This is a genomic window from Acidovorax sp. GW821-FHT11A03, from assembly GCF_058809075.1.
Map to the genome: position 1 here is coordinate 383,168 of NZ_JBXASG010000005.1, position 21,407 is coordinate 404,574.

Below are 21,407 nucleotides of genomic sequence, written 5' to 3' on the forward strand. Positions count from 1 at the left end.
ACGACCCGATGCGAGAACCCCTCACCATCCGCATGCACGCGGACGACAACGTCGCCATCGTCGCCAACGACGGTGGCCTGCCCGCAGGCACGGTGCTGCCCGAGGGCGTGCCGGGCGCGGGCGTCACCCTGCGCGACAAGGTGCCCCAAGGCCACAAGGTGGCGTTGACGGACATGGCCGAAGGGGAGGTGGTGCGCCGCTACAACGTGCCCATCGGCTACGCGCTCAAGCCCATCCCGGCAGGCAGCTGGGTGCACGAGCGCCTGCTGCAGATGCCTTCGGCCCGCGCGCTGGAGGGCCTGCCCATGGCCACCGTGAAGCCGCCCGTGCTGGAACCGCTCACGGGCTACACCTTCGAGGGCTACCGCAACGCGGACGGCTCGGTGGGCACGCGCAACATCCTGGCCATCACCACCACCGTGCAGTGTGTGGCGGGGGTCGTGGCCCTGGCGGTGCGCCGCATCAAGACGGAGCTGCTGCCGCTGTACCCGCAGGTGGATGACGTGATCGGCCTGGAGCACACCTATGGCTGCGGCGTGGCCATCGATGCGCCCGACGCCATCATCCCCATCCGCACCCTGCGCAACATCAGCCTCAATCCCAACTTTGGGGGTGAGGTCATGGTGGTGAGCCTGGGCTGCGAAAAGCTCCAGCCCGACCGCCTGCTGCCCCCGGGCAGCTTTCCCATCAGCGACGAGCGTGATGCGGCGCTGGGCCCGGAGACCGTGTGCCTGCAGGCCGAAGAGCATGTGGGCTTCATGTCCATGCTCGACCACATCGTGCAAAGCGCGCGCCCGCACCTCACGCGGCTGAACGCCCGCCGCCGCGAGACCCTGCCCGCCAGCGAGCTGGTGCTGGGCGTGCAGTGCGGCGGCAGCGATGCGTTCTCGGGCGTCACCGCCAACCCGGCCGTGGGCTTTTGCGCCGACCTGCTGGTGCGCGCCGGCGCCACCGTGATGTTCAGTGAAAACACCGAGGTGCGCGATGCGGTGGAGCAGCTCACCAGCCGCGCCGCCACGCCCGAAGTGGCCCAGGCCATCGTGCGCGAACTGGGCTGGTACGACCAGTACCTCGACCGGGGCCGCGTGGACCGCGCCGCCAACACCACGCCGGGCAACAAGGCGGGTGGCTTGTCCAACATCGCCGAAAAGGCCATGGGCTCCATCATCAAGAGCGGCACCGCTCCGATCTCGCACGTGCTGGCCCCCGGCGAGAAACTGCGCCATGACCAGCGCGGCCTGGTGTACGCCGCCACGCCCGCCAGCGACTTCATCTGCGGCACGCTGCAACTGGCCGCTGGCATGAACCTGCACGTGTTCACCACCGGCCGGGGCACGCCCTACGGCCTGGCCGAATGCCCCGTGGTCAAGGTGGCCACGCGCACCGACCTGGCCCGCCGCTGGAATGACCTGATGGACATCAACGCCGGCAAGATCGCCGACGGCGAGGCCAGCATTGAAGACCTGGGCTGGGAGATGTTCCACCTGCTGCTCGACGTGGCCAGCGGTCGCAAGAAGACCTGGGCCGAGCAGTGGAAGCTGCACAACGCGCTGGTGCTGTTCAATCCCGCGCCGGTGACTTGAAGTGACACCCCCTGAGTCGCTTCGCGCCTTCCCCCTCTCTCGCATTGCTGCGCAATGCGGGAGGGGGACGCTCCCAGCGCGGCGGGGCGGCCCTTGCACGGGAGCTCTGGCTTGGCTCGCGCCCGTTGCATGCGGCGGGGTGACACATAGGTAAATAAATCATTGAAATGTCGTTCTTGCAGCCTGCGTCCCTGAGCGCTTGAACACCCCTCAACAGCCCGTCTTAGCGCGGGCTGTTTCACTAGAGAGACACGATTTCACATGGGTCACACCCGATTTTCCGACCGCAAGGTCGTCGTGGCGCTGGCGCTGCTGTGCTGCCTGCTCTGGGGCAGCTCGTACCCTGCCATCAAGACCGGCTACGCCTGGTTTGGCATTGCCAGGAGCGACATTCCCTCGCAGCTGGTATTCGCCGGCTGGCGCTTCCTGGGGGCGGGGCTGATCCTGCTGGCCTGGGCCGTGGCCATGCGCAAGGTCGTCTGGAGCCTGGGCTTGGCAGCAGGGCGACAGCTGGTGGTGCTGGGCCTGGCGCAGACCACGCTGCAGTACGTGTTCTTCTACGTGGGGCTGGCGCACACCACCGGGGTCAAGGGTTCGATCATGAATGCCACGGGCACGTTCTTCAGCGTGCTGCTGGCGCACTGGGTCTATCACAACGACCGACTGAGCCACGCCAAGCTCTGGGGCTGCCTAGTGGGCTTTGTGGGCGTGATGGTGGTCAACCTGGGGCGCGGCACGCTGGACATGGACTTCACGCTGCTGGGCGAAGGCTTCGTGGTGATCGCCGCCTTCGTGCTGGCCGCGGCCAGCATCTACGGCAAGCAGGTGTCGCAGCGCATGGACTCTGTGGTGATGACAGGCTGGCAACTGGGACTGGGTGGCGCCGCGCTGCTGGCCCTCGGCTGGGGCCTGGGGGGCTCGCTCTCGGGCTGCACCTGGGGCTCGGCCGCGCTGCTGGTGTACCTGGCGCTGTTGTCGTCGGCCGCGTTCTCGCTGTGGAGCATCCTGCTCAAACACAACCGCGTGAGCCAGGTCACGGTGTTCAACTTCACCGTGCCGATCTTTGGCGCGGCGCTGTCGGCACTGTTTTTGGGCGAGGCGCTGTGGGAGTGGAAGAACCTGCTGGCCCTGGTGCTGGTGTGCGCGGGCATCTGGCTGGTGACGCGCGATGCGCCAGCCGCGCCACCCGCCGCCAAATAGAGGCCCCCTAAACTTGCGGCCATGGCTTACTCCCTTTCCCGCGAAGCGTTTCAACAAGAGCTCCACGGCCAGCGCACCGACCTGTTCACCCTGCGTGGCGGGGGCGGGCTGCAGGTGGCCGTGAGCAACTACGGCGCCCGCCTGGTGCAGGTGGCGGTGCCCGACGGGCAGGATGGCCTGGCCGATGTGGCGCTGGGCTACGACAGCCTGCAGGGCTACCTGGACGGCCAGCTCTCCATGGGCGCATTGATCGGGCGCTGGGCCGGGCGTTTGCGCGCAGGCAAGCTGACCCTGCCGGATGGTTCGCTTTTGCAATTGCCCACCAACAGCGGTCCCCACCACCACCATGGCGGTCCCCGGGGCAGCCGCTTCCAGGTGTTTGCGGTGGAGGAGGTGCGGGCCGATGCGCTCACCCTGGGCCACACCTTTCGCACCGAAGACGACGGTGTGCCGGGCACGGTGCGCCTGCAGCTTCGCTTGCAGGTCACGGCCGACAACGCGCTGCACATGGCCTGGACGGCCGAGGCGCTGTACGCACCCACCGTGCTGAACCTCACCGGGCATGCGTTCTTCAACCTGGCGGGCCGTGGCAGTACCCACGGCCACACCCTGCAGGTGCCCGCCAGCCGCTATGTGCCGCTGGCCGCCGACGTGTGCCCCACGGGCGCGCGGGCTGGCGTGCAGGGCACGCCATTCGACTTTCGCAAGGCCCGCCATGTGGGCGACGCTGTGGCGGCGCCCAGCGAACAACTGGCCCAGGCCGGCGGGCTGGACCACTACCTGGTGCTGGACGAGCCGGATGCATCCCGTGCGCCGCCCGTGTCATCCATCACCCCGTCGGGCCTTCGGCTGGCCGCGCTGCTGAGCGAGCCCGTCAGCCGCCGTGCGCTGGAGGTCTGGAGCACAGCGCCCGGCGTGCAGGTCTATGCGGGCCATGGCCTGAAGGCGGACCCGGCGCGGGACCGGGGCCGTGGCGCGCAGCAGGGCAACTGGCTCTGGCAGCCGGGTGACGGTATCTGCCTGGAACCCATGGAGTACCCTGATGCGCCCAACCACGCGGCCTTTCCCATGCGCTGGTTGGCGCCCGGGGAGGTGGTGCGGGGCGCGATCGTGTACCGGTTTCGCGGCCTCTGAGCGCGGTGGCCGGCGAGGGCCCCGATTTTCGGCAGGTCGCGCTACCATGCCACCTGGCTTTCAACCGAGGTCGCTCATGGATACAACCGTTGCACCCAGCACTGACTGGAAGGAAGTGGTGGCGCCCGACGAAGCCCGGCGCTTTGCCGGGTATGCCCGCCAGTTCGCCGAACTACAGGCGCGCAAGTCGCACAAGTACGGCAACGGCCGTGGCCTGCACCGCAAGCAGCTCACCGCCGCGCGGGGCCAGCTGCAGGTGCTGGGCGATCTGCCTGCGTTTGCGTCCCACGGGCTGTTTGCCCAGCCCGCACAGTACGACGTGCGGGTGCGGCTGAGCAATGGCGGCATGGACAAGGCCTCCGACCGCAAGCCCGACATCCGGGGCTTTTCGTTCAGCGTGCTGGGGGTGAAGGGCGATTCCGCCCTGGGCAACGGGCCCGCCAAAAGCCAGGACTTCACGCTCATCAACCAGGAGAAGTTCGCCTTTCCCCAAAGCGGCGAGTTCGTGGACTTTGTGGTGGCTGCCTCGCATGGCGGCGGCGCGCTGATCAAGTTCCTGGTGCAGCGCCACGGGCTGCTGGGGGCCGCCAGGCAGATCGCCAAGACGGCCAAGACTTTCGGCCGGCCCTTCGGCGGCTTTGCCGCCCATGCCGTGCACAGTGCCGCGCCCATCGCGTGTGGGCCCTATGCGGTGCGCGTGCGTCTGGTGCCCCATGTCGCCAATGGCGCGCCGGTCACCCAGGTGCAGGACGATTGGAACGCCGAGTTTTCGGCCCGCCTGCGCCAGCAGGACCTGGTGTGGGACCTGCAACTGCAGCCCTTCGTGGACGAGGCCACCACCCCCATCGAAGATGCCAGCGTGGACTGGCCCACACCCTACACCACCGTGGCCCGGCTGACCCTGCCCCGGCAGGATCCTGCGGCCGACCCCGCGCTGGCTGCCGAGGTGGAGGCCGCCGTGTTCGACCCCTGGCAGGCACTGGCGGCGCACCGGCCGCTGGGCGACGTGATGCGCGCCCGCAAGGTGGTGTACTTCGAGAGCCAGAAGGGGCGCGGGGCCTCATAGTCTGCGGCTTTTTTTGCAGGGAGCCCCGCCGTCCACGGCGTCCGCTCCGTGCCACCGGAGCGCCCCGGAGTGCCTCTAAGTTTCGTCTAAGTGTTGGTGTCCACACTGCCCTCCATCGCAACTCCGATTGGAAAGGCACCACACCATGAACACGACCACGCTGACCTCCAACCCCCGCCACCTCATCCTGGCCCTGGTGGCCGCAGGGGCGGTGGGCGCCACGGGCGCGGGCCTCATCACCGGGCACCAGGCACGCGCTTTGACCCCCACCGCGCCCATCGTTGCGCAGACCCCGGCAGCCCCCGGCGGCGCGCTGCCCAGCTTTGCCCAGATCACCGCGCAGAACGGCCCGGCCGTCGTCAACATCAGTGTCACGGGCAGCACCAAGACGGCGATGGCCAGCGACGAAGACGACGATGAAGGGCAACCCGCCGCGCGCCAGCGCCGGGGCCCGCAGATCGACCCGAACGATCCGTTCTACGAGTTCTTCCGCCAGTTCGGTTTTCCCGGCGGGGGTGCGCAGGGCCAGCCCAACGTGCCCACGCACGGCCAGGGCTCGGGCTTCATCGTGAGCCCCGACGGCCTGGTGCTGACCAACGCCCATGTGGTCAAGGGCGCGAGCGAGGTCATCGTCAAGCTCACCGACCGGCGCGAGTTCCGGGCCAAGGTGCTGGGCTCCGATCCCAAGACCGACGTGGCCGTGCTCAGGATCGACGCCAAGAACCTGCCCACCGTGCGCCTGGGCAGCACGCGCGACCTGCAGGTGGGCGAATGGGTGCTGGCCATCGGCTCGCCCTTCGGCTTCGAGAACAGCGTGACGGCGGGCGTGGTCAGCGCCAAGGGCCGCTCGCTGCCCGACGACAGCCTGGTGCCCTTCATCCAGACCGATGTGGCCGTGAACCCCGGCAACTCGGGCGGGCCGCTGTTCAATGCGCGCGGCGAGGTGGTGGGCATCAACTCGCAGATCTACAGCCGCTCGGGCGGCTACCAGGGCGTGTCGTTCTCCATCCCCATCGAGCTGGCCGCCAAGATCAAGGACCAGATCGTCGCCACCGGCAAGGTGCGCCACGCGCAATTGGGCGTGGCCGTGCAGGAGGTGAACCAGGCGTTTGCCGAATCGTTCGCGCTCGACAAGCCCGAGGGCGCCCTGGTCGCCAGCGTCAGCAAGGGCAGCCCGGCCGACAAGGCGGGCCTGCAGGCCGGCGACGTGATCCGCCAGGTGGACGGCCAGCCCATCGTGGCCTCGGGCGACCTGCCCGCCTGGGTGGGGCAGGCGCAGCCGGGCCAGCAGGCCAGGCTCTCGGTGTGGCGCCAGGGCAAGCCGCTGGAGCTGACCGCCACGCTGGGTGATTCCAGCGACAAGGCCAGCAAGCAGGCGCGCAACGACGATGCCGTGGGCAAGGGCCAGCTGGGGCTGTCGCTGCGCCCGCTGGACCCGCAGGAGCGCCGCGAGGCGGGCGTGGGCGAGGGCCTGGTGATCGAGCAGGCGCGGGGCCCCGCCGCGGCGGCCGGTGTGCAGCCCGGCGACGTGCTGCTGGCCATCAACGGCGCGCCGGCCCGGAACATCGAGCAGGTGCGCACGGCCATGGCCAAGGCGGGCAAGTCGGTGGCGCTGCTCATCGAGCGCAACGGCGACAAGATCTTCGTGCCGGTGCGCCTGGGGTAAGCCGTGGGGGAGGCCCGCCGTCGGAAAAGATCCTGCGGCGGGCTGCGCGCATCAGCGCGGCAGCGCCTCCACTTCCTTGGTCCAGCGGTCGATCAGGCGCCTGCGCTCTGCGGCCTTGCCGTATTTCTCGAAGTCGTATTTGATGAGCTTGACGTTGTCCAGCGTCGGGATGCGCGGGTCCATCTTGAAGCTCTTGTTGGCGGGCACCTGGTAGCTGCCGACCTGGGCGCCCACGGCCTGGCCTTCGGGGCTCATCAGCCAGTCGTAGTATTTCTTGGCGTTCTCCATGTTGCGCGCGCCTTTCACCAGCGCGATGCCGCCCACCTCGTAGCTGGTGCCTTCGCAAGGCGCCTGGGTCTTGACCGGGTACTTGTCGGCCTTCCACTTCTCGAAGTTGAACATGAAGGTGATGCCCACGCCCACCTCGCCCTTGGCCACGTTGGGTGCCTGCGCCTGGCCGCTGCGGGTGTAGGTGGTGGTGTTCTTGTGCAGCGCCTTGAGGTAGTCGAAGGCCTTCTCCTCGCCCATGAGCTGCACCAGCCCCGCGATCACCGTGTAGGCCGTGCCGCTGGAGGCAGGGTGCGAGATTTCCACTTCGCCCTTGTACTGGGGCTTGATCACATCGGCCCAGCACTGCGGCTCGGGCAGCTTTTTCTTCTTGAGCGTCTCGGTGTTGTAGCCAAAGCCGATGGCCGAGCTGTAGAAGCCCCCCACCTGGTGGCCCGACATCGCGTACTGGCGCACGCTCCAGCCGTGCAGGTCATGCAGGTAGGCCGGGCGGTATTCGGCCAGAAGGCCCTGCTCGGCCGCTTGCAGGAAAGGGTCGCCCGTGCCGCCCCACCAGATGTCGGTCTTGGGGTTGTTGGCCTCGGCGCGCAATTGGGCCGCGATCTCGCCCGTGCCTTTGTGGGCCTGGTTGACCTTGATGCCGGTCTTCCTGGTGAACTCCTTGGCGGCGGCTTCGCACCAGGGGGCGTCGGTGCTGCACAGCGCGTTGACCGCGCCCTGTGCCTGGGCGCCTGCCGACAGCGCGGCCAGCACGGCCGCGGCGGAAATGAACCGAATCTTGTGGAATGCCATCGATCTTGCTCCTTGTTCTCTGTTGGTATGGATCGAACTGAGGGTCGGGCAGTGGGCCCGACGCACGATGATTGTGACAGTGATGTGACAGAAAAACGGCGAACGGGATGCTCCGCATTGCGGTGGGCCGTGGCGCCACCGCTATCCTTTGAGGGGCGATTCCCCTCGATCCATTGAACCCATTGCCATGCGCCTCCTGCTTGTTGAAGACGACCCCATGATCGGCGAAGCCGTGCAGGACCTGCTGCGCGCCGAGCACTACGCCGTGGACTGGGCGCGCGACGGCGATGCGGCCGACACCGCTTTGCGCACCCAGCCCTACGACCTTGTGCTGCTGGACCTGGGCCTGCCCAAGCGCGATGGCCTGGCCGTGCTGCGCGACCTGCGGGCCCGCAAGAACCGCACCCCCGTGCTGGTGGCCACCGCGCGCGACGCCGTGGCGCAGCGCATCGAAGGGCTCGACGCCGGGGCCGACGACTACGTGCTCAAGCCCTATGACCTGGACGAGCTGCTCGCCCGCATCCGCGCGCTGCTGCGCCGCGCCGCCGGGCGGGCCGAGCCGGTGTACGAGCACAAGGGCGTGTGCATCAACCCCGCCACGCGCGAGGCCACGGTGCAGGGTGTTCCCGTCGTGCTCTCGGCGCGCGAATGGGCGGTGCTGGAGCCGCTCATCGCCCGGCCCGGCATGGTGCTGTCGCGCCAGCAGCTCGAAGACAAGCTCTACGGCTGGGGCGACGAGGTGAGCAGCAACGCGGTGGAGGTCTACATCCACGGCCTGCGCAAGAAGCTCGGCGCGGAGGTGCTGCTCAACGTGCGCGGCGTCGGCTATCTCGTACCCAAGGCATGACCCGCAAGCTCACCCAGGCCCTCCAGGGGCTGCTTCCCCGATCCCTGCGCATGCGGCTGCTGGTGTTTCTGCTCGCGGCCATCGTGCTGGCCGGGGCGGTGCAGGGCGCGCTGGCCTACCGGGGCGCGCTCGCCGAGGCCGATGCGCTGTTCGATTACCACATGCAGCAGACCGCGCTGGCCCTGCGTTCGGGCCTGCCGGTGGATGCGCAGGGCCTGGGGCCGGGCCTGGACCCCGAGGACGAGAACCACGAATTCATCGTGCAGGTGTGGACCAACGAGGGCCTGCGCATCTTTGAATCGGCCGTGGGCGCGGCCCTGCCGCAGATCGCCGTGCTGGGCTTCACCGACGTGCAGGCGCGCGGCGGCACCTACCGGGTGTTTTCGATGCAGACGCGCTCGCAGGTCATCCAGGTGGCGCAGAACATGGCCGCGCGGCGCGACATGGCCCGCAGCCTGGCGCTGCGCACGCTGGCGCCGCTGGCCATCATGGCGCCGCTGCTGGTGCTGGCCGTGTGGTGGGGCGTGAGCCGCTCGCTGGCCCCAGTGGAGCGCGTGCGCCGGCAGCTGGCCCAGCGGCAGGCCGACGATCTCTCGCCGGTGAGCGACGCGCAGCTGCCCGACGAAGTGCAGCCGCTGGTGAGTGAACTCAACCTGCTGTTCGAACGCGTGCAGCGCGCCTTCACCGCCCAGCAGCACTTTGTGGCCGATGCGGCGCACGAGCTGCGCTCGCCCCTGGCCGCGCTGCGCCTGCAGCTGCAGGGCCTGCAGCGCGCGGGCGACGATGTGGCGCGCGCCGCCGCCATCGAACGCCTGTCCGCCGGCATCGACCGTGCCACGCGCCTGGTGGAGCAACTGCTCACCCTCGCCCGGCAAGAGGCCGGAACGGCCGCCACCGACCCCGTGGACCTGCGCGCCGTGGCCCAGCTGGCCCTGGCCGACGTGGCCCCCGCCGCCCAGGTGCGCGGCATGGATGTGGGCCTGCTCGATTCCGACGCCGCCACCGTGCCCGGCAACGCCGAGGCCCTGCGCATGCTGGCGCGCAACCTGCTCGACAACGCCATCAAATACACCCCGCCCGGCGGCCGGGTGGACCTGCAGGTGCGCGCCGACAACGGCCATGCCATGCTCACGGTGGAAGACAGCGGCCCGGGCATCGCCCCCGAACACCGCGAGCGCGTGATGCAGCGTTTTGTGCGCGAAACCGCCGATGGCGCTCCCGGCAGCGGCCTGGGCCTGGCCATCGTGCAGGCCATCGCGCAAGGCCATGGCGCCACCGTGCAACTGGGGGCCTCGCCGCGCCTGGGCGGCTTGCTGGTGACCGTGCGGTTTGGTGCAGGTCTGCTGGCGGCAAACCCCCTGGACGCAGGCGCCATGGGTTGATGGTGCTTCAAATTTAATAGCTTTTGGCGCTTGATGGATAAGCGCTGAGGGCCAAAAACACTCAAAATCTGAAGGCTGGAGGTGTCCGCAGACACCGTCGCCTCTGCGCCAGGCCCCGTGGGCGCGCCGCCGCACAATGCGCAGGCGCCGCACCCACTGTGGCGCCCTGTCTCCCATTGCCCAAGGAAGCACCCGCATGCACTTCATCGTTCTCGGCGCAGGCGCCATTGGCTGTTATGTGGGGGGGCGCCTGGCAGCGCACGGCCAGCCGGTCTGCCTGGTGGGGCGCCCGCATGCGCTGGAGCCCATCGCCCAGCAGGGCTTGAAGGTGACGGACCTGGACGGGTTCGACCGCACCGTGCCCGTGTCTGCGCTGCGGCTGGCCCCCACGCTGGCCGACGCCGCCCCCGGCGCCGACAGCATCATCCTGCTGTGCGTCAAGAGCGGCGCCACCGAGTCCGCCGCGCGCGAACTGGCGGCGGCCTGCGCGCCCGGCACCCCCGTCATCTCGCTGCAGAACGGCGTGGACAACGTGGCCCGCGTGGCGGCGCTGGCCCCCGGCCTGAACGTGCTGGCGGGCATGGTGCCGTACAACGTGGTGCTGCGTGGCGCCCAGGTGCACCGCGCCACCGCGGGGCATCTGCAGCTGCAGCGCGACGCCGCCACCGAGCGCATCGCGCCGGTGTTCGATGCGGCGGGCCTGGCCACCGTGCTGCCCGCCGACATCCGCGCGGTGCAGTGGGGCAAGCTGCTGCTCAACCTGAACAACCCGGTCAATGCGCTGTCGGACCTGCCCTTGCGGCAGGAACTGCTCGACCGCGACTGCCGCCGCGTCTTCGCCGCCCTGCAGACCGAGGCGCTGCGCGTGATGGCGCGCGCGGGCATCACCCCCGCCCAGGTCACCGCCGTGTCGCCCACGCTGCTGCCCCATGTGCTGCGCCTGCCCAACTGGCTGTTCGCCCGGCTGGCCAAACGCATGCTGCAGATCGACGCCAAGGCGCGCTCGTCGATGTGGGACGACCTGGAAGCCGGGCGCGTGACCGAGATCGATGCGCTCAGCGGCGCGGTGGTGCGGCTGGCGGCGCAGCATGGGGCACGGGCACCGCTCAACGCGCGCATGTGCGAACTGCTCGGCGGCCCGCGCCAGCGGCTGAGCGGCAAGCAGATGCGGCGGGCGCTGGGGCTGTGACCAGTCAGGCCAGCGCCTTGTCCAGCGGCACCCGCAGCCCCGACTTGAGGCTGCCCAGCGCCACCGAGGTGCGAAAGCGCCGCACATTGTCATCCCCCTCGAACAGCCGCTGCGTCAGGGCCTCGTAGTCCGCCATCGACGCCACGGTGACCACCAGCAGGTAGTCGGCCTCCCCCGTCACGCTGTAGCACTGCTGCACCGCGCCCTCGGCCGCGATGCGCGCGCGCAGCGGGGCGGTGCGGTCGGGGCGCTCGTTCTCCAGGTGCACCTCCAGCACGATGGTCAGCGGCATGCCCACTTTCACCGGGTCGAGCACGGCCACGTTGGCGCGGATGACGCCGCTGTCGTGCAGCCGCCGGATGCGCCGCTGCACGGCGGGCGCCGACAGGTTCACCGCCTGCGCAATCACCCGCTGGGGCGTGGTGTTGTCGGTCTGCAGGATGTCCAGGATCGCGAGGTCGAAGCGGTCGAGCGGGGGCGGGGTGGGCATGGAATCCTCTCAAGCAGCGAGCGAAAGTTGCGTGCACGGCCCGAAATAAGAGAAAAAAGCACGCACAGGTCGAACTATATTTTTACCTATGACCGCGTCGCGCTTTCAACGATTCTTTCCCTTCCTGGCTGTTCTGGGCTCCGTCACCGCCCTGGGCATTGGCACATCCTGGGCCAAGCAGCTGCTGTTTCCCGCCGTGGGCGCGCAGGGCACGACCGCCTTGCGCGTGGGTTTTTCCGCCGTGCTGGTGCTGCTGCTGTGGCGGCCGTGGCGCTGGCGGCTGTCGCGCGCGGATGCCGCAGCCCTTGCCTGCTATGGCGCGGCGCTCGGGGGGATGAACCTGATGTTCTACATGTCGCTGCGCACGCTGCCGTTTGGCCTGGCCGTGGCCATCGAATTCTCGGGGCCCCTGGCGGTGGCCATCTGGTCGTCGCGCCGCGCGGTGGATTTCGTGTGGGTGGCCCTGGCGATGGCCGGGCTGGGCATGCTGCTGCCGCTGGGGCTCAACGGCAGCACCCTGGACCCGGTGGGGGTGCTGTATGCCCTGGGCGCGGCCGTGTTCTGGGCGCTGTACATCGTGTTCGGCAAGCGCGCCGGGCACCTGCACGCGGGGCATTCGGTATCGCTGGGCCTCCTGGTGGCGGCGCTGGTGGTGGTGCCGGTGGGCGTGGCGCATGCGGGCGCTGCGCTGCTGTCGCCGGCCTTGCTGCTCATCGGGGTGGCGGTGGCGGCGGTCTCCAGCGCCATTCCGATCTCGCTGGAGATGATGGCGCTCAAGCGCCTGCCCAAGGAGGCTTTCGGCATCATGATCAGCATGGAGCCCGCCGTGGCCGCCGTGCTGGCCGTGGGCCTGCTGGACGAGCACCTGAGCCTGCTGCAATGGCTGGCCATCGGCTGCATCGTGGCGGCGTCGATGGGAAGCGCGTTCACGGCGGGGCGGTCCGCCGCACCGGGGCACGCCGCGCCGCATCCGGCCTGACACGGCGGGCGTTGCCCGCCGCGACGGTTCCGTCGCGGACAGGCTCCAATCTGGCGGGCGCGGCCCTCTCTCCGATCCCTTGCCCACCCGACGGCGGCCCGGCGCGGGGCGATGCCTGGGTTGTGTTACCGCGATTCCCACACCCGAACCTCGCGGTGGCCTACGTCATCGCGCCGCCGCCTTTTCTACCGTGGAAGCCATGGAGGGATGGCACGCTGGCATCCCCGATGCCCGCCCGGGCGCGGCCCCGCGCCGGGGGCAGGAGCGGTGGCCGTCCGCTGGACGCTGCACCGATCGATATACCCACCACAGTCCCTACAGGAGTCGCCCATGCGCATTCCCCCGCTGCCCCAATCCGAAGTCGACGAGGCTGAACGCAAGGTCAGCGCCATCCTGGAAGACCTCGAAGAAACCACCGATTCCGATGTCAAGGACATCGACCTGGAAGACGTCGTGGAAACCGATACCGCCAGCGGCAAACCCGCCGTGCACCAGACCGTGGACATCACCGTCCAGCCGCGTGCCCGGCGCAAGTGGCTCAAATGACGACCACGCCCCAGGAGATGGGTGGCCTGCGGTGGGCCTGCCTGCCCGCCGGTCACCCGGTGGCCGAACCCCGGCCTTCGCGCCACTGCAGCACACGCGCCACCAGTTCGGCATAGCCGGGCTCGGCGTGCGCCAGCAAGGGCAAGCCCGTCTCTCGCACCGAGTGCCCGACTGCCGGGGCCCACTGCGGGGTTCCAGGTTCTGCCTGGCGGCGGGCCATCTTTGCCAGCACCAGTTCCTGGCCCCAGAAGTACACCTGCTGCGCGTGCACGTTCGATTGCATGCGCTGCACATTCGCCAGGGCCTGGGGTTCGGCCAGCCCGAGCCAGATGTCGGCATACAGAAAATCGACGGGCGCGCCCTGGGGTTGCCATTGCAGCGCATCGGACTGAACCAGTGCCACCTTGCGCGCGGCGGCATCGGGCAGCCCCTCCAGCACACGGCACAGGCCAAACAGCTGCAGCACGTCCTGGTCTCGCTCGACCACCGTCACGCGGTCCACCGCCGGCTGCAGCGCCATGTTGGCCGCAACCCAGCCCATGCCCAGCCCCATCACGACGACGTGGCCGCGGACATGGCGCAAGGGCAGCTCCTGGCTTTCGATTTCCATGGGCGAGAGCGACATCCAGGTGTCCCACCCGCCCTTGCCGTTCTCGCGCATCAGCACGGCTGAACCCGAGGCGACACACGGGCCGCTGTGGTAGCCGCAGTCCAGCCCGACGCCGCCACGCCTGATCCGCCAGGGGCCCACGGCACCATCAGGGTAGTGCGGCGTGTGCCAGGGCGATGTGAAGACGGGCAACCCGAGCGCTTGCGCCAGCACGCTGGCGGAAGGCTCTGAAAAGGAAGCGGCGGGCAGAGGAGGGGATGGTGGCGGTGTGGACACGCGGCTATCTTAGAGGACGCCTTCGTGGCCAGAAGCAGGGCGCGGTGGTCCAAGATCGGCCCCCGCCCGGACGTCTTTCACGCCTGGGGCCGTGCCTTGGTTGCGAGTGTCCGGGTTCAGATGCGCGCGATGGGCCGGGTCGAGCACGGCATCCGGCCTGGCGCGTGGTGCTTTCAGCTACGGCTCTCCCATCGGAGTGCATCCTCTGGCGGGCTTGGTTTGTGGCCCGCCTCCTACGGCAGCACGCCACGGTACGGCGCCCAATGGGTTTTCTGCCCAAGGAGCGCACCATGGCCACCGACCCCAACGAACACCCCGCCCACCGAGTCCCCGAGGAATTTCCTCTGCCCCCGGGCGATCTGCCGCCCAGCACCGAACCGCCGACCCTGCCACCACAACCGCAGCTGCCCGATGGCTCCGGTCCAGATCCTTACCAGGGCGAAGTTGAGAACGAGGACGATGACCCGGTCGGCAAGCCGCCGAGGATGTGAGCCGATAGCCGCCCTGGCGCTCCGCCTGAACGAGGGGGCCGGCTCCACCAAGCCTGCGCAGCCCTGACGGCGCTTGTATCTCGGCAACCAGGGCACATGCCTCTCCTCGGGCGACTGTGACGCTGGGTGTGGGTGACGCCATGCGTACGGTGAGGCCTAAAGCAATCTTGCACCGTAGACCGCGGCAGGGCGCGGCCCCGCTCTCGAAGAATGGCGGGCTGTCAGCTGCCAGGCGGCTGATGCAGGGGCAGGCCTTCAGCTGTGGTGATCGGAGTTGGCGCGGTAAGTGATCCAGCCCGCGGTAGTCGGCACGCCGCCCGGACGATCTTTTGGATGGCTGCGACCTTCCAGCACAGGCACCTCGTCAAAGTCGAACGGGCTGAGCCCATCGATGCAGGCGACGTTCACACCATACTGCGTGGGCACGGAACGCCGGGAGTGGAAGGTGTATATCCCGCACACGGAGCAGAAATAGTGCTTGGCCTGTCCGGTGTTGAATTGATAGAGCGTCAGTTTGTCCTCACCCGCATGCACATGAACGTCATCCAGGTTGACAGAGACTGCTACCGCGCCCCGCATGCCGCAGTACGAGCAGTTGCACCGGCGCGCACTGCGCAATCCATCGGTCAAAAGCAAAGTGAACTTCACGGCGCCGCAATGGCAACTGGCGTGAAGCTCTTTGCGGCCGTCGAAATCAGCTGGGGTCAAAATCGCCTCCACTAACGAATCAGCACATGAACAGATGAGCCATCCGGATCGACTGGCGCAACGCCAGGTCCGCTCCTGGCCGGATTCTGCCCGATGACGAACGGTGCGGCGCCCGCGGCGCCTAGGTTCGAGCTGGCGGCATCTGGTCGAAAGCCGAGAGCGGCATTTCCGTCCCGTCATGAGCGACCACCACGCCTGCCGTGGAATCGGAAATCTCAATCGGACGGCTCCAGAACTCACTCTTGGGAGGTGGCTCCTTCCGATTCTGGTCCGCAACGGCGCCATAGCATCGGGTGATGTACAAGTCCTCTGCCTGCTGGGCTGTGAGGATGATCTTCTGGGGGTACTTGTTTTCGTGGTCACGCCAGTGGGTGCGGAACGCGTTCGAGATGCGGCGGAATACATCCAGCATGCCTGGGCGATAAGGGGGGAGGTCAACAATGTTCTGGGCTGCCATGGGTTCGATTTTGCCCATGAAACCCGGAAGAAAAAAAAGCCCGCACTCAGCGGGCTTTAACTTGCTCAAGGCAAGGAGGGGAGGGTTGTCGCAGAGGAGGGCGACGGAGCAATCGTACGGGGGCTGACGGTCTGCTTTTGTCAGACAACGCCGCATGAATCCATGGCGGGCTGGGGGAAGGAGCGCCGTCTCAATGCCCGTAGGCGCGGGGCCAGCCAAGCGGCGAGGGCAGGCGCAAGCGGGCTGCAGCTGTGGGAGTTACGGGTCGATCTCACTGCCGTACCGTGGTGCTCCCACAATGTCACCGGGAACGGATCGTTGGGCGTAAGCCGTTGATTCACGAGGGGGCTCGTGGTTTCGACGGCTCTCACATTCTGCCCACCAAGTCGCATGAATACTCACTTCTAGGAAGCACACACGCCGAGGGCTTGGGCCTGTATCTCGAAATCGCCAAGGCTGGCGGGCGCTACTGGCGCATGAAGTACCGCTTCGCCGGAAAAGAAAAGCGCCTGGCCTTTGGCGTGCACCCCGACATCAGCCTGAAGATAGCCAGGGAGTCCGCCAGCAAGGCCCGCAAGCTCCTTCAGGACAACCAAGACCCGGGGAGGCCCGCAAGGAGCAAAAGGCCCGGGTCGTCCACGAAAACCGCAACACCCTCGAAGCCGTGGCCCGCGACTGGATCGAACACCAGTCAGCCCGTTGGGAGCCGGTCACCATGGGCCGCATACAGGCCTCACTCGAAAACGATATCTTTCCCGCGCTGGGTTCGCGCCCCATGGCCAGCCTGAAAGCCCGGGACGTCATGGATGCAGTCAAACAGGTGGAAGCACGCGGCGCGGCCGATCAGGCCGACCGCGTGCTGCAGCGCGTGAAGGCCATCTACCGCTGGACCGTCACGCACCAGCGCATCGAGACCAACCCCATGCTCGATCTGGTGCCCTCGGAAATTCTCAAACCCCGCACGGTCCAACACCGGGCCGCCCTGGCGGAAAAAGAGCTGCCCGAGTTCATGCGCAAGCTCGCTGCCTATGACGGGGCCTCGAGCATCGTGCTGGGCCTGCGCATGCTCATGCTCACGGCCTGCAGGCCCGGGGAAGTGCGCGGCGCGCGCTGGGTGGAGTTCGACCGCAAGGCGGCCCTGTGGACCATCCCAGATGAGCGCATGAAGATGCGCGAGGAACACCGGGTGCCCCTGTCCAAACAAGCCCTCGAAGTGCTGGACAAGATCGACGCCATCAGCGGCGGCCGCGAGCTGGTGTTCCCCAGTCCCTACTACCCTAGCAAGCCACTGAGCGAGAACACCTTCAACTCAGCGCTCGCGCGCATGGGCTACAAGAGCATCGCCACGGCCCACGGATTCCGGGCCTTGTTCTCGACCGTGGCCAACGAGCACGGGTGGAACCCGGATGTGATCGAGAGGCAGCTGGCGCACCGAGAGCAGAACGAGATCCGGGCGGCGTATCACCGGACCACGTACATGGCGGACAGGACGAAGTTGATGCAGTGGTGGGCGGATTTCTTGGGGGGAATGCGGTCGACGCGCCCTTAGGGGGCGCATGTCCTCTGGTGATGTTGTTCGCTTGGTCAGTCACTGTGGGGCGCTGAGGGCTGCGGGAAAAACACACGGTGGGACTAGAAATTCGGCAACACGTGCTTAGCATAGCGATATGAACGACCAAAATGCCTCCGCGATCCCAATAGTAAAAGTTGACCCGAATGAACATGTGCGGGAGTACCTCAACTATTACATCGAGTTCAAACACGCGCCTCACTACGCAGTTCTTTTAAAGGGGGTGTGGGGTATCGGGAAAACCTTCCTGATTCGGCAGATTCTGGATGCCTACTATGCAGAAAAAGAAAGCACGTATATCTACGTGAGCCTCTATGGGTTGTCGAGCTATGAGGATTTGGATCGTGCACTCCGCAATGCCATCTATCCCATATTGGACAACAAAGCAACGGTTGTTGGCACGAAAGTGGCCAAAGCTGCGCTGGGATTTTTAAAGGTAAACACAGACCTTAACTTAGGAGACTTTACGTCAAAGTTCAAGGATGCGCTCTATGTGTTTGATGATCTGGAGCGTTGCGCACTTCCCATGCAAAAAGTGATGGGGTATATCAATGAGTTTGTTGAGCACGACAGTTGCAAGGTCGTGATCATTGCCAATGAAGAGGCCATTAAGGAAAAAACTGATTACTTCGAAAGGCGTGAAAAAACTGTGGGCAAAGTGCTGGAGGTTCAGTCATCAATCGATGATGCCCTCAAATTTTTCCTGTCCAAGGTTGAAGACTCTGACACACGGGCCCTTTTGAGTGCAAGCACAGATCAAATAGTCGTTCTTTTTGCACAATCAGGCTTACATAATCTTCGCATTCTTCAGCAAACCTTTTGGGATTTCGAACGCCTGTACAAAATCATCGCCCCCACGCACCGCAAGAGCGAAGCAGGCATGGGGGTCTTATTGAGTTTTTTCTTTGCGTTCTCGTTTGACGTCAAAGCTGGAAAGCTTACCGACAAAGACGTTGCGACACGATACAGCTACCAATGGTTCAGCTTCTTCGCAGAAGAGCCGAAGGAGGGAGCAGTGCCCACAAGCATGCAGCAATCTATTGTCCGCTATCCCCGAGTCGATCTGACCGATGCAATCCTATCCACTGAAATCCTCACCGATATCCTATTCAAGGGGTTGCTTCGCCAGGATTCCATCAATTCGTGCCTTGCGGAAAGTCATCATTTCCAGAAGGCTTCCGAGCAATCGTCATGGCGATTGGTGTGGCACTTGATGGACGTATCCGACGACGTTTTTGCCGCGGCGTTGACGAAGATGGAAGAGCAATTTTTGAAGCATGAATTTGTCATTATTGGTGAAGTGCTTCACGTGTTCGGCCTTCGCTTTATGTGCGCAACTGATGGTCTTCTAGACATCACGCGCGAACGAGCTTTTGAGCAAGGCAAGGCTTACATAGACCACCTTTTCATAAATGGCAAGCTTGATACAAGAAAGCCAGGAATATTGCTCGATCGAGATAGCGGTCACGATGGCCTGGGCTTCCAAGAAGCACGTTCAAGTGACTTCAAAAATCTAGTGGCCTACTTATCCGAGAAATGTGATGAAGCGCAAAAAAATCAATATGCCGTATGGGGACAAGAAATATTGACTGACATGAGAAACAACGCCGATATTTTTTCAAAAATTGCGACGCAACAGGGTGTCCCAAACCTCTATTGCCGTATCCCAGTTCTCTCTACCATCGAGCCCGCGCAATTTGTACACACTTGGCTTGAAATGGACCTGGATGCTCAGAATAAGGTAGGCGTAGCGCTGGAGGGACGGTATGAATTTGACATGCTTTTGCGGGACCTGAAGGATGAATTTTCCTGGCTTCAAAAGATTAGCGTTGAATCTGAGAATCAGCTCGGGGATAAGGCTCGACCAACCCGCGTTCGATTCGGCAGGATTTTGGATTACTCCGTAAAAAAGATTCTGCGGAAACACCAGTTCGCGATCTCATCGGAGTAGCGATTGCAGGTTGAGGTTCACAGTCTCCAGCACGCGAGACGGTGTTTACTTTGTCAAACCTTGGTCGCTTAGTCATTTCACCGGCCCTCACGGACTCATGGTGGGACATGGACCTACCAAAGGTCATTTAAACGGGCATTTTTTGGCGCCCGTAGACAGTGAAACGCCGTATAGATTTTTACCATGGTCACCCACTTAGAGCCCTCGCGGCGGCCCTGCTAGCCCATCTGGGGGCCTCAGACAGCCCGTACGTATTGAGAGGCCCCTTACCTTCAAGCAGAAGCGGGGGCGCGCAGTGGAGACCCCGCCTCACCTGCCCGCTAAATAGACCGATTGTGCTGACCCCGCCGACTGTGGACTTTGCGAGGTGTGGTGCGGCTTTGCGGCCAATTTTCGAGCGGCTTCGAGTGCCCGGATTTGACGGCTTTTGTCTGACCACTTTTGCGCGAATTCGAGTGCCGAGTTACGTTACGGGACTTATGCTGGCTGCGCGTCAAAATCCGGCCAGGAGCGGACCTTCAATGCGTCAACCCAATTTTTCAGTCCAATGCGCCCCTTGACATATTTCTCTCTCGTATCAAACGGTTCACTAGTGCGGCACGGAGAACAAGATGTGATGGTTCCTTGGTGGAGCTTTACGAAGACAGTTCTGGCGGCAGCGTCTCTGTCACTGGTGCGTGATGGGATTGTTCGACTCGATGACGTAGTCCTTGAAGGTCCGTTCACGTTGCGTCAGCTGCTGAGACATGAAGCCGGGCTGGCTGACTACGGTGAACTTGTCGAGTACCACGCTGCCGTTGCTCGCGGCGATGCGCCCTGGCAGGCGGATGAAATGTTGCAACGCCTCGATGCCACGAGGTTGCGTTATGCCCCTGGAGTGGGGTGGCAGTATTCGAACGTCGGCTACTTGTACGTAGCGAGATTTATCGAGCGTGCGACAGGTCTCGCACTTGAGGAAGCGCTTATGCAACAAGCGTTGGCGCCCTTGGGCCTGCTGAGAGTTCGTAGCGCAAAAACGCCAGCTGACTTGGAAGGCGTGTGCATGGGGGCCATTTCGACTTATGACCCGAGATGGGTTTATCACGGCTTGCTTGTTGGTTCTCTCTCCGACGCTGCCCTCTTTCTAGACCGCCTGATGGCTGGACACCTTCTGCCTGATTTGCTGGTGCAGGAGATGCAAGCTGCACGCGCCCTTGGCGGACCTCTTCCTGGGCGCCCATGGAAGTCGCCGGCATACGGCCTCGGGCTGATGCAAGGCGTGTTGCATACGGGGCTAACATTGTGTGGGCACACCGGTGCTGGGCCGGGCAGCGTGGTGGCCGTCTATCGCAGAACCAACGGCTCTAACACGGCGACTTGTGCTGTCTTTCACGCAGGTTCCGACGAAGGCCTTGCAGAGGAGGAGGTCGTCAAGCGGTTGTCGGCGTCCCTGAAGTCTGGTGATTGACGATGCGTGTCCTCTTAGCGTCTGCTTTCAAAAAGCGAATATGACAGCTTTGGGCCCTGAGCCGCCGTTGGACAAAATTACCCCATAGCATCCGTTGATTCTCTAGCCGCTACCTTGCAATCCAAACCGCGCTGCCTAAGCGTCCGGTGCCAGCCTACTGGCAAGCTATAGTTTGCTGAGTTGATGCTTGCCGGGTTTGTCAGAATTTTATCCCTGTGCTTTTGAATAGCGCACTGACCGCAAGCCCAAGCTGCAAGCCACGTCCAGGAGAAACCAGTGTCCAGAATATCCCGCACGGTCCAGTTTATCCCGCAGGTTTTGCGGGATACATCACGTTAGAGCTCTCATCCGATGCCCACACCAGAACGCATACTCGCTTCGTTGCGCGGTAACACTCACCCTGACGCAATGGTCCTGGTTCAGCTCGCAGAAACAGGCTCTGACCTCCAGAAAGCTCATTTGCCAGAGTTCGCATTCGAGGTTGAGAGTGAGACAGTAGCTCAAGCCATTGCTAACGAGCTCGCTGGCTTGAACTTTGATGTTGAGCTGCATTTGCCGCAGGTAGAAGAAGATGAGAACCCCAACCACTGGGTGATCGCCAAGCGAACCATGATCCTTGAGTTGGCAGTCGTGTGTGAGCTGTCTGCACAGTTCGAGGCTCTGGCAGCAAAGCACAGCGCTAGCTACGACGGTTGGGGGGCGGAGATCGTGGAATGACTGGCCAGCTGAATCTCG

Annotated in this window: 21 protein-coding genes; 16 read left to right on the top strand and 5 right to left on the bottom strand. The window is 65.2% G+C overall.

From position 1 onward, the window contains the following. The first annotated feature begins 8 nt into the window (after positions 1-8). From garD to AC1RVY_RS14985, 5 genes are all read left to right on the top strand, one after another. Entirely contained in the window at positions 9-1,583 is a 1,575-nt protein-coding gene (garD, locus tag AC1RVY_RS14965; RefSeq protein ID WP_492807117.1) for a galactarate dehydratase, read from the top strand. Between the two features lie 261 nt (positions 1,584-1,844). After that, positions 1,845-2,783 (top strand): DMT family transporter, encoded by a 939-nt coding sequence (locus AC1RVY_RS14970; RefSeq protein ID WP_492806970.1) that lies wholly within the window; start codon positions 1,845-1,847, stop codon positions 2,781-2,783. A 21-nt stretch (positions 2,784-2,804) separates the two neighbouring features. Next, entirely contained in the window at positions 2,805-3,917 is a 1,113-nt protein-coding gene (locus AC1RVY_RS14975) for an aldose epimerase family protein (RefSeq protein WP_492806971.1), read from the top strand. A gap of 76 nt (positions 3,918-3,993) precedes the next feature. Continuing rightward, positions 3,994-4,983: a catalase family protein gene (locus AC1RVY_RS14980; protein ID WP_492806972.1), complete on the top strand. Its 990-nt coding sequence runs from the start codon at positions 3,994-3,996 to the stop codon at positions 4,981-4,983. A gap of 145 nt (positions 4,984-5,128) precedes the next feature. Continuing rightward, on the top strand, positions 5,129-6,649 hold the full coding sequence (locus tag AC1RVY_RS14985) for a DegQ family serine endoprotease (RefSeq protein ID WP_492806973.1): 1,521 nt from the start codon (positions 5,129-5,131) through the stop codon (positions 6,647-6,649). A 51-nt stretch (positions 6,650-6,700) separates the two neighbouring features. Here the strand turns inward: AC1RVY_RS14985 and AC1RVY_RS14990 are convergent, their stop codons facing one another. Beyond that, on the bottom strand, positions 6,701-7,729 hold the full coding sequence (locus tag AC1RVY_RS14990) for an ABC transporter substrate-binding protein (RefSeq protein WP_218295999.1): 1,029 nt from the start codon (positions 7,727-7,729) through the stop codon (positions 6,701-6,703). 187 nt (positions 7,730-7,916) lie between these two features. Between AC1RVY_RS14990 and AC1RVY_RS14995 the strand changes: the two genes are divergently transcribed. The 3 genes from AC1RVY_RS14995 to AC1RVY_RS15005 all read left to right on the top strand — a co-directional run bounded on the left by AC1RVY_RS14995 (position 7,917) and on the right by AC1RVY_RS15005 (position 11,147). Then, positions 7,917-8,576 (top strand): response regulator transcription factor, encoded by a 660-nt coding sequence (locus AC1RVY_RS14995; RefSeq protein WP_218295998.1) that lies wholly within the window; start codon positions 7,917-7,919, stop codon positions 8,574-8,576. After that, complete coding sequence (locus AC1RVY_RS15000) at positions 8,573-9,958, top strand: ATP-binding protein (RefSeq protein ID WP_492806974.1); 1,386 nt, start codon at positions 8,573-8,575, stop codon at positions 9,956-9,958. Before AC1RVY_RS14995 ends, AC1RVY_RS15000 begins: the two co-directional genes overlap by 4 nt. A gap of 196 nt (positions 9,959-10,154) precedes the next feature. Continuing rightward, entirely contained in the window at positions 10,155-11,147 is a 993-nt protein-coding gene (locus tag AC1RVY_RS15005; protein WP_492806975.1) for a 2-dehydropantoate 2-reductase, read from the top strand. Between the two features lie 4 nt (positions 11,148-11,151). Here the strand turns inward: AC1RVY_RS15005 and AC1RVY_RS15010 are convergent, their stop codons facing one another. After that, positions 11,152-11,637, bottom strand: a complete 486-nt coding sequence (locus tag AC1RVY_RS15010; protein WP_218339647.1) for an Lrp/AsnC family transcriptional regulator — start codon at positions 11,635-11,637, stop codon at positions 11,152-11,154. An 88-nt stretch (positions 11,638-11,725) separates the two neighbouring features. Here AC1RVY_RS15010 and AC1RVY_RS15015 point away from each other — a divergent pair, with 88 nt between their 5' ends. Both AC1RVY_RS15015 and AC1RVY_RS15020 read left to right on the top strand, forming a co-directional pair. Beyond that, on the top strand, positions 11,726-12,616 hold the full coding sequence (locus AC1RVY_RS15015; protein ID WP_218295994.1) for an EamA family transporter: 891 nt from the start codon (positions 11,726-11,728) through the stop codon (positions 12,614-12,616). Positions 12,617-12,946: 330 nt separating this feature from the next. Continuing rightward, positions 12,947-13,162: a hypothetical protein gene (locus tag AC1RVY_RS15020; RefSeq protein WP_218295993.1), complete on the top strand. Its 216-nt coding sequence runs from the start codon at positions 12,947-12,949 to the stop codon at positions 13,160-13,162. A 52-nt stretch (positions 13,163-13,214) separates the two neighbouring features. Here AC1RVY_RS15020 and AC1RVY_RS15025 read toward each other — a convergent pair whose 3' ends face one another. Then, the gene (locus tag AC1RVY_RS15025; protein ID WP_492806976.1) at positions 13,215-14,048 is read right to left on the bottom strand and encodes a hypothetical protein; all 834 of its coding nucleotides are present in this window, start codon (positions 14,046-14,048) and stop codon (positions 13,215-13,217) included. Between the two features lie 290 nt (positions 14,049-14,338). Here AC1RVY_RS15025 and AC1RVY_RS15030 point away from each other — a divergent pair, with 290 nt between their 5' ends. Beyond that, a complete protein-coding gene (locus AC1RVY_RS15030; RefSeq protein WP_218339646.1) occupies positions 14,339-14,539 on the top strand; it encodes a hypothetical protein in 201 nt (66 codons plus the stop codon). Positions 14,540-14,794: 255 nt separating this feature from the next. Here the strand turns inward: AC1RVY_RS15030 and AC1RVY_RS15035 are convergent, their stop codons facing one another. Next, positions 14,795-15,247 carry a GFA family protein gene (locus AC1RVY_RS15035; RefSeq protein ID WP_492244531.1) on the bottom strand — a complete coding sequence of 151 codons (453 nt, stop codon included), beginning with the start codon at positions 15,245-15,247 and terminating at the stop codon, positions 14,795-14,797. 121 nt (positions 15,248-15,368) lie between these two features. Continuing rightward, positions 15,369-15,704: a hypothetical protein gene (locus AC1RVY_RS15040; RefSeq protein ID WP_492806977.1), complete on the bottom strand. Its 336-nt coding sequence runs from the start codon at positions 15,702-15,704 to the stop codon at positions 15,369-15,371. A 287-nt stretch (positions 15,705-15,991) separates the two neighbouring features. On the opposite strand from AC1RVY_RS15040, the gene AC1RVY_RS15045 reads away from it, so the two are divergent. The 5 genes from AC1RVY_RS15045 to AC1RVY_RS15065 all read left to right on the top strand — a co-directional run bounded on the left by AC1RVY_RS15045 (position 15,992) and on the right by AC1RVY_RS15065 (position 21,389). Further along, positions 15,992-16,492 (top strand): Arm DNA-binding domain-containing protein, encoded by a 501-nt coding sequence (locus AC1RVY_RS15045; protein ID WP_492806978.1) that lies wholly within the window; start codon positions 15,992-15,994, stop codon positions 16,490-16,492. Continuing rightward, positions 16,420-17,253: a tyrosine-type recombinase/integrase gene (locus tag AC1RVY_RS15050; RefSeq protein WP_492806979.1), complete on the top strand. Its 834-nt coding sequence runs from the start codon at positions 16,420-16,422 to the stop codon at positions 17,251-17,253. Before AC1RVY_RS15045 ends, AC1RVY_RS15050 begins: the two co-directional genes overlap by 73 nt. Positions 17,254-17,371: 118 nt before the next feature. After that, on the top strand, positions 17,372-19,225 hold the full coding sequence (locus tag AC1RVY_RS15055; protein ID WP_492806980.1) for a P-loop NTPase fold protein: 1,854 nt from the start codon (positions 17,372-17,374) through the stop codon (positions 19,223-19,225). Positions 19,226-19,841: 616 nt separating this feature from the next. Continuing rightward, the gene (locus tag AC1RVY_RS15060) at positions 19,842-20,672 is read left to right on the top strand and encodes a serine hydrolase domain-containing protein (RefSeq protein ID WP_492807119.1); all 831 of its coding nucleotides are present in this window, start codon (positions 19,842-19,844) and stop codon (positions 20,670-20,672) included. 408 nt (positions 20,673-21,080) lie between these two features. Then, a complete protein-coding gene (locus AC1RVY_RS15065) occupies positions 21,081-21,389 on the top strand; it encodes a ribonuclease E inhibitor RraB (protein ID WP_492806981.1) in 309 nt (102 codons plus the stop codon). Positions 21,390-21,407: the final 18 nt, after the last annotated feature.

What these genes read in the sequence shown, in the direction of transcription:
- garD (WP_492807117.1), top strand. Translation starts at nt 9, where the DNA reads ATGCGAGAACCCCTCACCATCCGCATGCACGCGGACGACAACGTCGCC.
- AC1RVY_RS14970 (WP_492806970.1), top strand. Translation starts at nt 1,845, where the DNA reads ATGGGTCACACCCGATTTTCCGACCGCAAGGTCGTCGTGGCGCTGGCG.
- AC1RVY_RS14975 (WP_492806971.1), top strand. Translation starts at nt 2,805, where the DNA reads ATGGCTTACTCCCTTTCCCGCGAAGCGTTTCAACAAGAGCTCCACGGC.
- AC1RVY_RS14980 (WP_492806972.1), top strand. Translation starts at nt 3,994, where the DNA reads ATGGATACAACCGTTGCACCCAGCACTGACTGGAAGGAAGTGGTGGCG.
- AC1RVY_RS14985 (WP_492806973.1), top strand. Translation starts at nt 5,129, where the DNA reads ATGAACACGACCACGCTGACCTCCAACCCCCGCCACCTCATCCTGGCC.
- AC1RVY_RS14990 (WP_218295999.1), bottom strand. Translation starts at nt 7,729, where the DNA reads ATGGCATTCCACAAGATTCGGTTCATTTCCGCCGCGGCCGTGCTGGCC.
- AC1RVY_RS14995 (WP_218295998.1), top strand. Translation starts at nt 7,917, where the DNA reads ATGCGCCTCCTGCTTGTTGAAGACGACCCCATGATCGGCGAAGCCGTG.
- AC1RVY_RS15000 (WP_492806974.1), top strand. Translation starts at nt 8,573, where the DNA reads ATGACCCGCAAGCTCACCCAGGCCCTCCAGGGGCTGCTTCCCCGATCC.
- AC1RVY_RS15005 (WP_492806975.1), top strand. Translation starts at nt 10,155, where the DNA reads ATGCACTTCATCGTTCTCGGCGCAGGCGCCATTGGCTGTTATGTGGGG.
- AC1RVY_RS15010 (WP_218339647.1), bottom strand. Translation starts at nt 11,637, where the DNA reads ATGCCCACCCCGCCCCCGCTCGACCGCTTCGACCTCGCGATCCTGGAC.
- AC1RVY_RS15015 (WP_218295994.1), top strand. Translation starts at nt 11,726, where the DNA reads ATGACCGCGTCGCGCTTTCAACGATTCTTTCCCTTCCTGGCTGTTCTG.
- AC1RVY_RS15020 (WP_218295993.1), top strand. Translation starts at nt 12,947, where the DNA reads ATGCGCATTCCCCCGCTGCCCCAATCCGAAGTCGACGAGGCTGAACGC.
- AC1RVY_RS15030 (WP_218339646.1), top strand. Translation starts at nt 14,339, where the DNA reads ATGGCCACCGACCCCAACGAACACCCCGCCCACCGAGTCCCCGAGGAA.
- AC1RVY_RS15040 (WP_492806977.1), bottom strand. Translation starts at nt 15,704, where the DNA reads ATGGCAGCCCAGAACATTGTTGACCTCCCCCCTTATCGCCCAGGCATG.
- AC1RVY_RS15050 (WP_492806979.1), top strand. Translation starts at nt 16,420, where the DNA reads ATGGGCCGCATACAGGCCTCACTCGAAAACGATATCTTTCCCGCGCTG.
- AC1RVY_RS15055 (WP_492806980.1), top strand. Translation starts at nt 17,372, where the DNA reads ATGAACGACCAAAATGCCTCCGCGATCCCAATAGTAAAAGTTGACCCG.
- AC1RVY_RS15060 (WP_492807119.1), top strand. Translation starts at nt 19,842, where the DNA reads ATGGTTCCTTGGTGGAGCTTTACGAAGACAGTTCTGGCGGCAGCGTCT.
- AC1RVY_RS15065 (WP_492806981.1), top strand. Translation starts at nt 21,081, where the DNA reads ATGGTCCTGGTTCAGCTCGCAGAAACAGGCTCTGACCTCCAGAAAGCT.